This is a genomic window from Shewanella amazonensis SB2B (assembly GCF_000015245.1).
Taxonomy (GTDB): Bacteria; Pseudomonadota; Gammaproteobacteria; order Enterobacterales; family Shewanellaceae; genus Shewanella; species Shewanella amazonensis.
Genome location: NC_008700.1, coordinates 1,985,806 through 1,999,519, shown reverse-complemented (window position 1 = coordinate 1,999,519; position 13,714 = coordinate 1,985,806). Strand labels below are relative to the sequence as shown.

Annotated in this window: 11 protein-coding genes; 5 read left to right on the top strand and 6 right to left on the bottom strand. The window is 55.1% G+C overall.

Annotated elements, in window-relative coordinates; genetic code table 11:
* Nucleotides 1–72: 72 nt before the first annotated feature.
* Nucleotides 73–2,085, bottom strand: coding sequence for a urocanate hydratase (locus tag SAMA_RS08525; RefSeq protein ID WP_011759747.1), 2,013 nt, complete (start codon nucleotides 2,083–2,085; stop codon nucleotides 73–75).
* Between the two features lie 17 nt (nucleotides 2,086–2,102).
* Nucleotides 2,103–3,596: a histidine ammonia-lyase gene (gene hutH, locus SAMA_RS08520; protein ID WP_011759746.1), complete on the bottom strand. Its 1,494-nt coding sequence runs from the start codon at nucleotides 3,594–3,596 to the stop codon at nucleotides 2,103–2,105.
* Between the two features lie 204 nt (nucleotides 3,597–3,800).
* Here hutH and SAMA_RS08515 point away from each other — a divergent pair, with 204 nt between their 5' ends.
* Entirely contained in the window at nucleotides 3,801–4,691 is an 891-nt protein-coding gene (locus SAMA_RS08515) for a LysR family transcriptional regulator (protein ID WP_011759745.1), read from the top strand.
* Nucleotides 4,692–4,767: 76 nt separating this feature from the next.
* Here the strand turns inward: SAMA_RS08515 and SAMA_RS08510 are convergent, their stop codons facing one another.
* Nucleotides 4,768–5,196, bottom strand: coding sequence for an Lrp/AsnC family transcriptional regulator (locus SAMA_RS08510; protein WP_011759744.1), 429 nt, complete (start codon nucleotides 5,194–5,196; stop codon nucleotides 4,768–4,770).
* 153 nt (nucleotides 5,197–5,349) lie between these two features.
* Here SAMA_RS08510 and SAMA_RS08505 point away from each other — a divergent pair, with 153 nt between their 5' ends.
* The 4 genes from SAMA_RS08505 (at nucleotide 5,350) to SAMA_RS08490 (ending at nucleotide 10,009) form a co-directional block, all read left to right on the top strand.
* Nucleotides 5,350–6,567, top strand: coding sequence for an aspartate aminotransferase family protein (locus SAMA_RS08505; protein ID WP_011759743.1), 1,218 nt, complete (start codon nucleotides 5,350–5,352; stop codon nucleotides 6,565–6,567).
* A 77-nt stretch (nucleotides 6,568–6,644) separates the two neighbouring features.
* The gene (gene astA / locus SAMA_RS08500; RefSeq protein WP_011759742.1) at nucleotides 6,645–7,691 is read left to right on the top strand and encodes an arginine N-succinyltransferase; all 1,047 of its coding nucleotides are present in this window, start codon (nucleotides 6,645–6,647) and stop codon (nucleotides 7,689–7,691) included.
* The gene (gene astD, locus SAMA_RS08495; protein ID WP_011759741.1) at nucleotides 7,688–9,175 is read left to right on the top strand and encodes a succinylglutamate-semialdehyde dehydrogenase; all 1,488 of its coding nucleotides are present in this window, start codon (nucleotides 7,688–7,690) and stop codon (nucleotides 9,173–9,175) included. Before astA ends, astD begins: the two co-directional genes overlap by 4 nt.
* Nucleotides 9,176–9,205: 30 nt before the next feature.
* The gene (locus SAMA_RS08490; protein ID WP_011759740.1) at nucleotides 9,206–10,009 is read left to right on the top strand and encodes a DUF1338 domain-containing protein; all 804 of its coding nucleotides are present in this window, start codon (nucleotides 9,206–9,208) and stop codon (nucleotides 10,007–10,009) included.
* A 134-nt stretch (nucleotides 10,010–10,143) separates the two neighbouring features.
* Here SAMA_RS08490 and SAMA_RS08485 read toward each other — a convergent pair whose 3' ends face one another.
* Genes SAMA_RS08485 through napA form a run of 3 tightly spaced genes read right to left on the bottom strand, consistent with a single transcriptional unit; the run spans nucleotide 10,144 to nucleotide 13,714 of the window.
* Nucleotides 10,144–10,731 (bottom strand): cytochrome c3 family protein, encoded by a 588-nt coding sequence (locus tag SAMA_RS08485; protein ID WP_011759739.1) that lies wholly within the window; start codon nucleotides 10,729–10,731, stop codon nucleotides 10,144–10,146.
* Between the two features lie 8 nt (nucleotides 10,732–10,739).
* Entirely contained in the window at nucleotides 10,740–11,213 is a 474-nt protein-coding gene (locus SAMA_RS08480; protein ID WP_011759738.1) for a nitrate reductase cytochrome c-type subunit, read from the bottom strand.
* An 11-nt stretch (nucleotides 11,214–11,224) separates the two neighbouring features.
* Nucleotides 11,225–13,714 carry a nitrate reductase catalytic subunit NapA gene (gene napA / locus SAMA_RS08475; RefSeq protein ID WP_041410281.1) on the bottom strand — a complete coding sequence of 830 codons (2,490 nt, stop codon included), beginning with the start codon at nucleotides 13,712–13,714 and terminating at the stop codon, nucleotides 11,225–11,227.

Here is a 13,714-nt window from a genome sequence, read left to right as displayed (position 1 = left end):
ATCAGATCTGAGACCTCGGTCTGGTGACATAAAAAAACGCCCTCAAGGGGCGTTTTTATCGTAACGGATGCCTTAGAACTCAAGTCCGTTAATGATGTCGTCATCGACACTGTTGGCCAGGGTCACCTTAAGCTTGGGCGTGCGGGCCATTTCGCGTTTGATGGCGAAGTTGGCTTCTTCGTTGCGGGCCCAGCTGCGACGGGCAATGCCGTTGTTCACATCAAACAGCAGCATGGACTTAAGGCGCCGCTCGGCAGCTTCTGTTCCATCCAGCAGCATACCAAAGCCACCGTTGATTACTTCGCCCCAACCTACCCCACCACCATTGTGGATGGATACCCAGGTGGCGCCGCGGAAGCTATCGCCAATCACGTTATGAATGGCCATATCGGCGGTAAAGCGGCTGCCATCATAGATGTTGGAGGTTTCACGGAATGGCGAGTCGGTACCGCTCACATCGTGGTGGTCGCGGCCAAGGACCACCGGGCCGATTTCGCCCCGGCTAATGGCATCGTTAAAGGCCTTGGCAATTTCCATGCGGCCTTCGGCGTCGGCATAGAGGATACGGGCCTGTGAACCCACCACCAGCTTGTTTTGTTTGGCGTCTTTAATCCAGGTAATGTTGTCCTGCATTTGCTGCTGAATTTCAGCTGGCGCCTCGGCCATAATCCGTGCAAGCACCTCGGCGGCAATGGCGTCGGTGCGGTCAAGATCGGCGCTGTTACCTGAAGTGCACACCCAGCGGAACGGACCAAAACCGTAATCGAAACACATAGGGCCCAGAATATCCTGCACGTAGGATGGGTACTTGAAGTCGATGCCGTTCTCGGCCATTACATCGCCGCCGGCACGGGAGGCTTCCAGCAGGAAGGCATTGCCGTAGTCAAAAAAGTAAGTGCCCTTGGCGGTATGGCGATTAATGGCGTCAGCATGGCGCTTGAGGGTGGCCTGAACCTTGGTTTTAAACAGCTCAGGCTCCTCACGAATGAGGCGGTTTGACTCATCGTAGCTGATATCCACCGGGTAGTAGCCGCCGGACCATGGGTTGTGCAGGGATGTTTGATCCGAGCCCAGATGCACAAAAATATCATGCTCATCGAACGCTTCCCATACGTTGACCACGTTACCGATAAAGGCGATGGACACCACTTCTTCATTGGCCTGGGCCTGTTTAACCCGGGCAACCAGCGCATCCATGTTATCGATAAGCTCATCCACCCAACCCTGAGCGTGGCGCTTGGTGGCGGCCTTGGGGTTGACCTCGGCGCACACGGTAATACATCCGGCGATGTTACCGGCCTTGGGCTGGGCACCACTCATGCCGCCAAGACCGGCTGTGAGGAAAATCTTGCCTTTAGGGCTATCGCCTTTTTCCAGCACCTTACGGAAACCGTTCATCACGGTGATGGTAGTGCCGTGCACTATGCCCTGGGGGCCGATGTACATAAAGGAGCCGGCCGTCATCTGGCCGTATTGGGTTACGCCAAGGGCGTTGAAGCGCTCCCAGTCATCGGGCTTGGAATAATTGGGGATCATCATGCCGTTGGTTACCACCACCCTTGGTGCATCCACTGACGATGGGAACAATCCCATGGGGTGGCCCGAGTAGAGGTGCAGGGTCTGGTCCGCTTCCATTTCGCTTAAGTACTTCATGGTGAGGCGATACTGCGCCCAGTTCTGGAACACAGCGCCATTGCCACCGTAGGTGATAAGCTCTTCTGGATGCTGAGCCACGGCCGGGTCGAGGTTGTTATCGACCATCAGCATAATGGCGGCGGCCTGCTCGCATTTGGCAGGGTACTCAGAGATTGCGCGGGCCTTCATCGCGTATTCCGGCTTGAAGCGGTACATGTAAATGCGGCCAAAATCGTTCAATTCTTTGGCAAACTCCGCAGCCAGTTCCTGATGCCACTCGGCCGGGAAATAACGCAATGCATTACGTACCGCCAGCTGCTTTTCAGCGGCGGTGAGAATGTCTTTACGCTTGGGAGCGCGGTTGGCATCGGCCGGATAGGGCTTTGGCGAAGGCAGCTCGGCTGGGATCCCTTGTTTGATTTGTTCAGCAAAAGTCATATTGGTTTCCATGCTTGTCATCCTCCCCCTTACTTCACGGTAAAGGCCTGAGCCTTGACCAGCGCAATAATGGCATCAATATCGGGCTTGAGCAGGCGGTCCTCTTCCAGCTTGGCCACTTTTTCGCGGATAAGAGCATGGTTTTGCTCAATAATATCCGAGCAGCGGTTGGGACGGCGAAAATCAATGGCTTGGGCGGCATACATCAGCTCAATGGCAAAGATTTTCTCCAGGTTACCCAAAATCTGGTTGAGTTTACGGCCAGAGATACTGCCCATGGACACATGGTCTTCCTGCCCCATGGAGGTGGGCACGCTGTCGGCTGACGGCGGGAAGCACAGGGACTTGTTTTCGGTAACCAGCGCTGCGGTCACGTACTGAGGGATCATCATGCCAGAGTTAAGACCACCCGAGGTGGTGAGCAGACGCGGCAACCCATGCAGGCCTTCGAGCAGCAAATAGCAGCGGCGGTCTGAAATGTTACCCAGCTCAGCCGCAGCAATGGAGGTGTAATCCAGTACCATGGCCAGTGGCTGACCATGGAAACCACCGCCGGAAATGGCCTCTTCTGCACTGATGACAATCGGGTTGTCGGTGACCGAGTTCATTTCAATTTCGGCCAGCTCTTTCAAATGGTTGTAAGCGTTACGCGAGGCGCCGTGAACCTGCGGGATACAGCGCAACGAGTATGGGTCCTGCACCCGATCGCAATCTTCGTGAGAAGCCATGTTCTCAGAGTCTTTGAAGAAGCTGCGCATACGGGCGGCCACTTCGATGTTACCGGCGAAGGGGCGGATTTCGTGCAGCTCGGCGCGAAACGGCGACTGGCTACCCTGCATGCCTTCAATGCTCATGGCTCCGGCCAGGTCGGCCAAATCCAGCAAATAGCCCATCTTGGTCAGCGCTGTGATGGCGTGGGACAAAATAAACTGGGTACCGTTAATCAGCGCCAGGCCTTCTTTGGCGTGCAGTTCAAGCGGCTCAAGGCCATGGGCCTTAAGCGCCTCACGGGCAGGCACTATCTTATCGCCCTGCCAGAATTCACCTTCGCCGAGCAGCGGCAAAAACAGATGCGACAGCGGCGCCAAATCGCCGGATGCGCCCACAGAGCCCTGCTCCGGTACCACAGGGATCAAGTCAAGGGCGATAAAGGCCAACATACGCTCAACCACGTCGAGACGAATACCCGAAAAGCCCTGACTGAGTGCATGCACCTTGGTGATAAGCATCAGCTTGGAGATGGATTTGGCAATCGGTTCACCTACGCCCACGGCGTGGGTGATCAGCAGGTTCTTTTGCAGCAGGTGGGTTTCGGCAGGGGAAATCTGGGTATCGCACAGGGGGCCAAAGCCGGTGTTAATGCCGTAAATGGCCTTGTCGGATGCGGCCATCACATCCACGTTATGGCGGCTGGCGTTGATCTTGTCGATGGCTTGCTGGCACAGCTCTGCCTGAATACTGCCGTTGGCAATGCCGTTTACGGTTTCGAGAGTGAGATGGTCAACACCATATCTAAAACGCATCTTTGGCTCCTAACAATTTGTTTTATCTTTTTTATTTGTGGGCAAAACCGGAGGTTTACCCCTATTGCCCCCATGCTAGCTTGTCGCTGAAGTTTTATAAATGCACAATAACCGTAATTCATTCCGAGTTTATCGAACTATTGTCTGGCAGGTTTGTTTGCAACTGAGCAGCATTCGATAGACAGCCACCACAGGAAAGCATAAGTGCAGGTTCATGACGTCGATTTAAAACTGCTGAGGATATTTGTCGCCATCGTGGAGTGCGGCGGCCTGTCGGCAGCCGAATCACGGCTCAATATTGGCCGCTCCACCATCAGCGCTCACCTGTCAGATTTGGAGGTGCGCCTCGGCATTAAACTGTGCAAGCGTGGCCGCAGCGGCTTTGAACTGACAGAGTCTGGTCGGGTGACCTATCAGGCATCGCTTGAGCTGTTGCAGCACTGCGATGCCTTTGCATCCACCGTAGCCAGTGCCAAGCAGGAGCTGGCCGGCCGGGTCAGCATTGCGGTGATTGATACCCTGGTAAGTGACCCGCGCTGCGACATTGCCGGGGTGATTGCGGCGCTCAAGGCTAAAAGCAACCATATCCAGTTTGATATCAACGTGTGTGAGGCGCGGGAGGTAGAAACCTCGGTGGTCAACGGCCGCTCTTTGGTCGGCATTGGGGTCAGTCGTCATCATCTGCGCGGGCTCGATTACCATCCGCTGCATAATGAAACCAACTACCTGTATTGCGGTGTGGGTCATCCCCTGTTTGATTGCCTGCCAGACAAGGTGCCAGCGCTGCTGCAAAACGCCGAGGTAATCACCAGTAACTACATGCGCGACAAAGAGATGCGTAACGACGATTTGAACTATCAGAACACCGCCACCGCCTACCACGATGAAGGCATTGCTCATCTCATCCTCTCGGGCAAGTTTATCGGCTACCTGCCGGAGCACTACGCCAGCCACTGGGTCGATAAGGGCCTTTTCAAAGCGATTTTGCCCGAGAAATACTCCTACCAAATTCCTGTGGTGCTCATCACGTCAAAGAGCAATGCCGCAACGCCGCTGGCAACGGCGCTGATTGATGAGATAAAACGCCGTCATTAATCAATGGCCAGAATAGTCCGTAAAATCTGTTGGTAAAGCCACCAAACAGCTCTCTCGTCTGGGTATAGAACCGCCATCAACGCTTGAACTTGGTTTCCAGAATCACCGACGAGGTGGTGCGTTCTACCCCATCGAGGTTGCCGATATCATCCAGCAGGTGACTGAGCTGCTCCGTGGTTTGCGCCTGCACCACCGCAATCAGATCGTACTCGCCGCTGATGGCATAGAGCTCACTGATCATGTGCATCTTCTTTAATTCCACATTGGTTTTGGTGGTGAATTTCTGCTTCACCTTAATGGCCACATGGGCCGATACCAGGTGACTGGTGTAGGTGTCGCCAAGCTCAACCCCATAACCCTTTATCACGCCGGTTTGCTCCAGCCGCGCGATACGGGTCTGCACCGTGGAGCGGGATAAATCCAGTGCACGGGCCAGATCCGATACGCTGATCCGGGCATTGTTTTTCAGCAGCGCCAGTAGCCGCTCGTCCTCTTTGCTTATCATTTTGATAAATCATTCCGTTATTTTGCACATCACATTGAACATATTGTTAATAACGCTGCTGCAAATTGCAACTTCTGCTCAATATAATACAGGGATAACTAAAGAAAGGGCCTTGAGCCCGACGATAAAACAATACAAAAACAGAGGCTTTGCATGCATATCAACAGAAGTTTATTCGATGAAGTGATGGTTCCCAACTACGCGCCATCCCCTATCATTCCGGTAAAGGGCCTGGGGTCACGCCTGTGGGATCAGCAAGGCCGCGAGTTTATCGATTTCGCCGGTGGCATTGCCGTGAACTGTCTGGGCCATTGTCACCCAGCCCTGGTGTCTGCCCTCACCGAGCAGGCACAAAAACTGTGGCACCTGTCCAACACCATGACCAACGAGCCAGCGCTGATGCTGGCCAAACACTTGGTTGATAACACCTTTGCCGAGAAGGTCTACTTTGCCAACTCAGGCGCCGAAGCCAACGAGGCTGCCCTGAAGCTGGTTCGCCGCGTGGCATTGAACAAGTTTGGCGCTGATAAGTCACAGATCATCGCCTTCAAACAAGGCTTCCATGGCCGCACCCTGTTTACCGTATCCGTGGGTGGCCAGCCTGCCTACTCCGATGGTTTTGGCCCCAAGCCAGCCGATATCGACCATGCCGAATACAACAATCTCGACAGCCTGAAGGCGCTGATTTCAGATCGTACCTGCGCCGTGGTACTGGAGCCGCTGCAGGGCGAAGGCGGCATCATCAACCCAACCCCTGAGTTCATCAAGGGCGTACGTGAGCTGTGTGACCAGCACAATGCACTGCTGGTATTCGATGAAGTACAAACCGGCGTCGGCCGCACCGGCGAGCTTTATGCCTATATGGGCCTGGGCGTTACCCCGGATGTACTGACCACAGCCAAGGCCCTTGGCGGTGGTTTCCCCATTGGCGCCATGTTGACCACCACTGAACTGGCAAAGCATCTGGTTGTAGGCACCCACGGCAGCACCTACGGCGGTAACCCGCTGGCCTGTGCCGTTGGCCTTGCCGCATTCACCACAGTAAATACCCCGGAAGTACTGAATGGCGTGAAAGAGCGCGAACAGCTGTTCCGTGATGGCCTCAATGCCATCAACGACAAGTATCAGGTATTCACCGAAGTGCGTGGTAAGGGTCTGCTGCTGGGCGCTGCGCTTAATGCGGATTACGCCGGTAAAGCCCGTGACTTTATGCTGGCCGCCGCTGAAGAAGGCGTGCTCCTGCTGATGGCCGGTCAAAACGTGGTGCGTTTTGCCCCTTCTCTTATCATTCCTGAGGCAGACGTTCGGGAAGGCCTGGCGCGTTTCGACGCCGCCATCGCCAAATTGGTTGCCAGGCTTAACGCCGGTTAAACCGCCTTAGGCATTTGTGCGAACAGGCGATGGGGCTTTGCCCTTTCGCCTTCCACACAGACCAAGAGAACCGAATTATGTTACTTATCCGTCCTATACAGGGTTCGGATTTCCAGGCGCTGATGACCATGGCGCGGGAATCCGGAGCAGGTTTTACCTCCCTGCCCCTTTGCGAGCGAAAACTGACCCACAAAATAGCGCACTCGGAAGAGAGCTTTGCCGCCGATATCGATGCGCCTGGCGATCAGGGTTATCTGTTTGTGCTGGAAGACACAGACACGGGCGAAATCCTTGGCGCTTCTGGTATCGAGGCCTCGGTTGGCCTGGGCAGCCCGCTGTACCACTTCCACAAGAGTACCGTGGTGCATCAGTGTAAGGAGCTGGATATTTTCAATCCGGTGGAAGTCCTTACCCTGGGCAATGATTACACAGGCGTGACTGAAATCTGCACCCTGTTTTTGCGTGAGCCTTACCGGGTGGGCCTCAATGGCCGCTTCCTGTCCAAGGTACGCTTTATGTTTATGGCCGAGCACCCCAAACGTTTTTCCCAGCTGGTAATTGCCGAGATGCGCGGCGCCGCCGATGAAAACGGTCAGCCCCCATTTTGGGGCTGGCTTAGGGAAACCTTCTTCAATATGGAGTTTTCCAAGGCCGATTACCTGATTGGCGTGGGCAACAAGGGGTTTATTGCCGACCTGATGCCCCGCTATCCCATCTACGTTGATTTGTTGCCCGAAGCGGCCCGAAACACCATAGGCCAGGTGCATGAAAACACAGTTCCTGCCCTTAAGCTTTTGGAAAACGAAGGTTTTATGCATCGTGGCTATGTGGATCTGTTCGATGCTGGCCCCACGGTGGAAGCCCAGCTTAAGCAAATCAAGTCGGTGCGCCAGAGCCACAGGGTCAAGGTGGTGATAAGCCAAAACCCGGCCGAGCACAAAGGTGAGTTTCATCTGGCAGTGTGCAACTGCGACAGCAAGGCATTTCGCGCCACCGTCAGCGACGAGTGTCGTCTCGAACCCGAAACCCACAGCATACTGATGAGCCCGGCCATGGCCGATGTGCTCAATGTCGCCGAGGGCGATTTGGTGCGTTACTTAAATCTGGACAAGGGGGCCAAATGAGCTCAGTGATCAATAATCCGTCAAGCTGTCAGTTTATTGGTGGACAGTGGCAACCCGGCCACGGTAAAGGCTTTGAGTCGATTAATCCGGCCAATGGAGAGGTTATCTGGTGTGGTAACGGCGCCAATGCCGAGCAGGTCGATACCGCCGTTAAGGCCGCCCGCAGCGCCTTTTACAACTGGTCAGCCATGCCCCTGGCCGAGCGTTTGGCCATTATTGAAGCCTTTGGCGCTCAACTTGGTGAACACAGCGAAGCCATGGCACGCCTCATTGCTGAAGAAACCGGCAAGGCACTGTGGGAGAGCCGCACCGAAGTTGCGGCCATGACTGGCAAAATCGCGATATCCATCAGAGCCCACAGCGAACGCACCGGCACAGTGGAAAACCCCATGCCCGGTGCCCGTGCTTTTATCCGCCATAAGCCCCACGGCGTGGTGGCGGTATTTGGGCCTTATAACTTCCCGGGGCACCTGCCTAACGGCCATATAGTGCCTGCGCTGATCGCCGGGAACACTGTACTGTTCAAACCCTCGGAGCTGACCCCTAAAGTGGCCCAGTTTACGGTGGAGCTGTGGCAAAAAGCAGGCTTGCCCGCAGGTGTGATTAACCTGCTGCAAGGCGAAGTGGAAACCGGCAAAGCGCTCGCTGGGCACCCCGGCATCGACGGGCTCTTCTTTACCGGCAGCTCCAACACGGGTCATTTGCTGCATCAGCAGTATGCCGGTCAGCCGGGAAAAATTTTGGCGCTGGAAATGGGCGGAAATAACCCGCTCATCGTCAAAGATGTGGCCAATGTGAATGCCGCTGTACATGACATCATCCAATCGGCCTTTATCTCCAGCGGTCAGCGCTGCACCTGCGCCAGACGTCTTTTCATTAAGAAAGACGCCAATGGCGATGCCATCCTGGCCAAGCTGATTGAGGCCAGCCGTCAAATTCGCGTAGATGAACCCTTTGCCGAAAACCAACCCTTTTATGGTGCCATGATCAGCGCCAAAGCGGCGGCGGCCATGGTGAAGGCGCAAACCGATATCCAGTCTCTTGGCGGCATTTCACTGCTGGAGCTTAAGCAACCTGACCTTGCCCTTGGCTTCGTCACGCCCGGTATTATTGATGTCACCCACGTCAAAGCCCTGCCGGACGAAGAACACTTTGGTCCGCTGCTCAAGGTCTACCGCTACGATGACTTCGATGCCGCCATTGACGAAGCCAATAACACTGCGTTTGGCCTGTCGGCTGGATTGCTGGCCGATAATGAAGCGGATTATGACCACTTCTTCCGCCGCATTCGCGCAGGAATCGTGAATTGGAACAAACCCATTACAGGTGCCTCCAGTGCCGCGCCATTTGGCGGCATTGGCGCCAGCGGTAACCACAGGGCCAGCGCCTTCTACGCGGCCGATTACTGCGCCTACCCCGTCTCCTCAGTGGAAGCCAGCAGCGTCAGCCTGCCTGCCAGTCTGAGCCCGGGCCTCAGTATTTAACACACCCTACTTTGTATCAGGATTAGTAATATGCACACCCAGATTAATGAACTCTTCTCCAACCTTTGGCAGGACTATGTGTCAGTAACGCCCTCTGCACAGAAAATTCATGCCCTGCTTGGCTCGACTCAGCAGGATGACGTGCAAAACGACCATATCGCCCTGCGTACCTTTAATATCGAGAAGATTAACCTGGAAAAACTGGCCGCCCATTTTCTGGCCCTGGGCTATGTAGAGAGCGGCGAATACCACTTCGAAGCCAAAAAGCTCTATGCCAAGCACTTCGAGCACCCGGATGCCACTCAGCCCAAGGTGTTTATCTCTGAGCTGCTGTTGGAAAAATGCTCTCCTGAGCTGCAGGCCACAGTGCACAAGCTGGTCGAGCAAATCGATGCGGCCGCCGTGACTGCCGATAACTTCCTCTACTCAGGTCGTCACTGGAGCATCGACCAGGCCACCTACGAAACTCTGCTCAAGGAAAGCGAGTACGCCGCCTGGGTTTCTGTGTGGGGATTTCGCGCCAACCACTTCACCGTATCGGTAAATGCGCTGAAAAACTACGAAACCCTGGCCTCCGTGAATGATGCCCTCAAGGCCGCAGGTTTTGCACTCAACACCTCCGGCGGTGAAATCAAGGGCAGCGAAGAGGTGAAGCTCAAGCAGTCTTCGACCCTCGCCGACGAAGCCGTGGTGGAATTCACTGATGGCAAGCGTATGGTGCCAAGCTGTTTTTATGAGTTTGCCCGCCGCTTCCCATTAGAAGATGGCCGCCTGTACCCAGGCTTTGTGGCTGCCTCCGCTGACAAGATTTTTGAGAGCACCAACGCCCGTTAAGTCTTGATAAAAACCGACAGCCCGGCCAGAGCCGGGCTTTTTTATGGGCCTAAGCCGCTGTGTGACGCGCCTTTAAATCTGCTGACAATAAAAAACCGTGGCAAGCCACGGTTTTTTGTTTTGCACAGAGACGCTTACCAGCCTTTGACACCGGACATGTCAGGCAGGTGATGCGCAATCCCCTTGTGACAATCGATACAGGTCTTTTCGCCGCTGGCCAGTGAGGTCGAGTGCATTTGCGACGCCCTCGGTGACTGACGGGTAAAGTCCATGTAGTCAAAGTTGTGGCAGTTTCGGCATTCCAGCGAGTCATTCGCCTTTAAACGCGCCCATTCATGCTCTGCCAGCTCACGGCGCTTGGCCTCGAACTTCTCACGGGTGTTGATGGTACCAAACACCTTACCCCACACCTCTTTCGATGCCTGCATCTTACGGGCAATCTTATCGGTCCAGTTGTGCGGCACGTGGCAATCCGGACAGGTTGCACGCACGCCGCTTCGGTTGGTGAAGTGGATAGTCGTCTTCAGCTCTTCATAGACGTTGTTTTCCATCTCGTGACAACCGATACAGAAAGCCTCCTGGTTGGTGGCTTCCAGGGCGGTGTTAAAGCCCCCCCAGAAGATGATACCGGCCACAAAGCCTCCAAGGGTCAGGAAACCAAGGCTGTAATGCACACTGGGCTTCCTGAGGGTTCGCCATACTTTTTTAAGCTTTTCCCACATAGTGACTCCTAGTGTTTAGCCTTGACCTGATCCGCCTTGAGCAGGTGATCAATGTCAATAAACTCGTTGTCAACCAGTGGCTTGGCATCCAGCTGAGGCACATGGCACTGCACGCAGAAATAACGGCGTGGTGACAGATCGGCCAGGAAGTTATTATCCCTGTCCATGTAGTGAGTCACGCTGACCATGGGAGCCTGAGACTCACCGGTACGGGTACGGGCGTGGCACGACATACACTTGTTTACCTTCAGATCCAGCTGATACCCATCAATCTTGTGGGGAATGACGGGGGGCTGCATCGGGTAGTTACGGGCCTGCTTTACGTCTTTGTTCATGACCTGCTGCATGGCTGGCGGTGTCACTTCCACATTCAGCGGCGCCTGACGCAAGGTGGCAATTTTCTCATCTGTGACTGTGCTGGCATTGGCCAGACAGGCGAAGGCAACCAGAGCAAGCGCAGAGAGTGTTTTCATTGTTTTCATGGTTTGTCTCCTCAAGCCTTCAACACTTTGACAGCACACTTCTTGAAGTCGGTCTGTTTGGACAGGGGATCTGTCGCATCCAGGGTGACCTTGTTGATGAGCTGACTGGCATCAAACCAGGGAACAAACACCAGGCCTTTTGGCGGCTTGTTACGGCCACGGGTCTCGACACGGGTAAGAATTTCACCACGACGGGACACGACCTTGACCTCATCGCCGCGGCGTAAACCACGGGCCTTGGCATCGTCAGGGTGCATAAAACACACGGCATCCGGGAAGGCGCGATAAAGCTCTGGTACACGCTGGGTCATGGAGCCTGAGTGCCAATGTTCAAGTACACGGCCGGTTGAGAGCCACATATCGTATTCAGCATCGGGCGACTCTGCAGGTGGCTCGTAGGGCAGCGCGAAAATCACCGCTTTGCCATCGGGCTTACCGTAGAACTCAAAGCCCTTGCCAGGCTTGACATAAGGGTCTGAACCTTCGCGGTAGCGCCACAGGGTTTCTTTGCCGTCGACGACAGGCCAACGCAGACCATGGGCTTCGTGGTACATGTCGAAGGGAGCCAAATCGTGTCCGTGACCGCGGCCAAACTCGGCGTACTCTTCAAACAACCCCTTCTGTACGTAGAAACCAAAGTACTCGGCTTCATCGTTGGCGTACTTGGCATCGCGATCGGTGAGCGGGAATTTGTCTACATGACCATTCTTGTAGAGCACGTCATACAGGGTTTTGCCCTTGTAAGACGGATTCGCCGCCAGCACGTCTTTTGGCCAGACTTCGTCGGTGGTAAAGCGCTTGGAGAACTCCATCAACTGCCACAGATCTGAGCGTGACTCGCCCGGCGCTTTGACCAGCTGGTGCCAGAACTGGGTCCGACGTTCAGCGTTACCGTAGGCACCCTCTTTTTCCACCCACATGGCAGTAGGCAGAATCAGGTCGGCCGCCTGGGTGGTCACGGTTGGGTACGCATCCGACACAACGATGAAGTTGTCTGGATTACGGTAACCGGGCAAGGTTTCTTCCATCATGTTAGGCGCAGCCTGCATGTTGTTGTTTACCTGCACCCAGTAGACGTTGAGATCACCGTCTTTCAGGCGGCGGTTTTGTTCAACCGCGTGATAACCAGGCTTGGGCGGAATGATACCGGCAGGGATCTTCCACACTTTTTCAGCGTAGGCACGGTGCTCAGGGTTCATCACCACCATGTCGGCTGGCAGACGGTGGGCAAAGGTACCCACTTCGCGGGCCGTACCACAGGCTGAGGGTTGACCGGTCAGCGAGAAGGGGCTGTTACCGGGAGTAGAGATCTTGCCTGTGAGCAGATGGATGTTGTAAATCAGGTTGTTACACCACACGCCGCGGGTATGCTGGTTGACACCCATGGTCCAGAAAGACGTGACCTTGGTGTTGGGATCGGCATACAACTTGGCAAGTTCCACCAGCTTGTCTTCAGCAACGCCGGACATCTGGGCCGTTTTTTCCAACGTGTACTCTGACACGAAGTCCTTGAACGCAGCGAAATCGATGGGGCTCGAATCCCCTGCCGTGGCAACGTTTTTCGCCTTTTGCTGCAATGGGTGGGTCGGACGCAGACCGTAACCAATGTCAGTCACACCCTGACGGAAGTTCACATGCTTCTTGACGAAGTCATGGTTCACCATGTCGTTTTGGATGATGTAGTTGGCGATAAAGTTGAGAATGGCCAGATCGGATTGTGGTGTGAAGACCACAGGCAAGTCGGCAAGTTCAAAGGAGCGGTGCTCAAAGGTAGACAGCACAGCAACTTTAACGTGGGGCGCGCTCAGGCGACGGTCTGTCACGCGGCTCCACAAAATGGGGTGCATTTCGGCCATGTTGGAGCCCCACAGCACAAAGGCGTCGGCAGCTTCCATATCGTTGTAACAGCCCATGGGCTCATCCATACCGAAGGTGCGCATAAAGCCCACTACGGCAGAGGCCATACAGTGACGGGCATTGGGGTCGATGTTGTTTGACCCGAAACCGGCTTTCATCAGTTTGGAGGCGGCATAGCCTTCCCACACGGTCCACTGGCCTGAACCGAACATACCGATGGCAGTCGGGCCCTTGGCTTTGATGGTGGCTTTCCACTTTTCGGCCATGATATCGAAGGCGCTGTCCCAGCTGATGGGCGTAAATTCGCCATGCTTGTCGTATTGACCGTTGGTCATACGCAGCATGGGAGTTTGCAGGCGGTCTTTACCGTACATGATTTTGGACAGGAAGTAGCCCTTGATGCAGTTGAGGCCGCGGTTAACTTCGCTGTTGGCATCGCCGTGGGTCGCCACGACGCGTCCGTCACGGGTGGCCACCATCACTGAGCAGCCGGTACCGCAGAAGCGGCAAGGCGCCTTGTTCCAATCCAGCTTGGTTTGCTCTGAGCTGGTGATGAGATTACTTGCCGAAGTCGGCAAGGCCAGCCCGGCCACACTGGCCGCTGCCAGTGCGGCATTGGCCTTCATAAATTCACGTCTGTTCAT

Excerpts from the sequence above, each read along its gene's own strand:
- SAMA_RS08525 (WP_011759747.1), bottom strand. The coding sequence starts at position 2,085 with ATGGAAACCAATATGACTTTTGCTGAACAAATCAAACAAGGGATCCCA.
- hutH (WP_011759746.1), bottom strand. The coding sequence starts at position 3,596 with ATGCGTTTTAGATATGGTGTTGACCATCTCACTCTCGAAACCGTAAAC.
- SAMA_RS08510 (WP_011759744.1), bottom strand. The coding sequence starts at position 5,196 with ATGATAAGCAAAGAGGACGAGCGGCTACTGGCGCTGCTGAAAAACAAT.
- SAMA_RS08505 (WP_011759743.1), top strand. The coding sequence starts at position 5,350 with ATGCATATCAACAGAAGTTTATTCGATGAAGTGATGGTTCCCAACTAC.
- astA (WP_011759742.1), top strand. The coding sequence starts at position 6,645 with ATGTTACTTATCCGTCCTATACAGGGTTCGGATTTCCAGGCGCTGATG.
- astD (WP_011759741.1), top strand. The coding sequence starts at position 7,688 with ATGAGCTCAGTGATCAATAATCCGTCAAGCTGTCAGTTTATTGGTGGA.
- SAMA_RS08490 (WP_011759740.1), top strand. The coding sequence starts at position 9,206 with ATGCACACCCAGATTAATGAACTCTTCTCCAACCTTTGGCAGGACTAT.
- SAMA_RS08485 (WP_011759739.1), bottom strand. The coding sequence starts at position 10,731 with ATGTGGGAAAAGCTTAAAAAAGTATGGCGAACCCTCAGGAAGCCCAGT.
- SAMA_RS08480 (WP_011759738.1), bottom strand. The coding sequence starts at position 11,213 with ATGAAAACAATGAAAACACTCTCTGCGCTTGCTCTGGTTGCCTTCGCC.
- napA (WP_041410281.1), bottom strand. The coding sequence starts at position 13,714 with ATGAACAGACGTGAATTTATGAAGGCCAATGCCGCACTGGCAGCGGCC.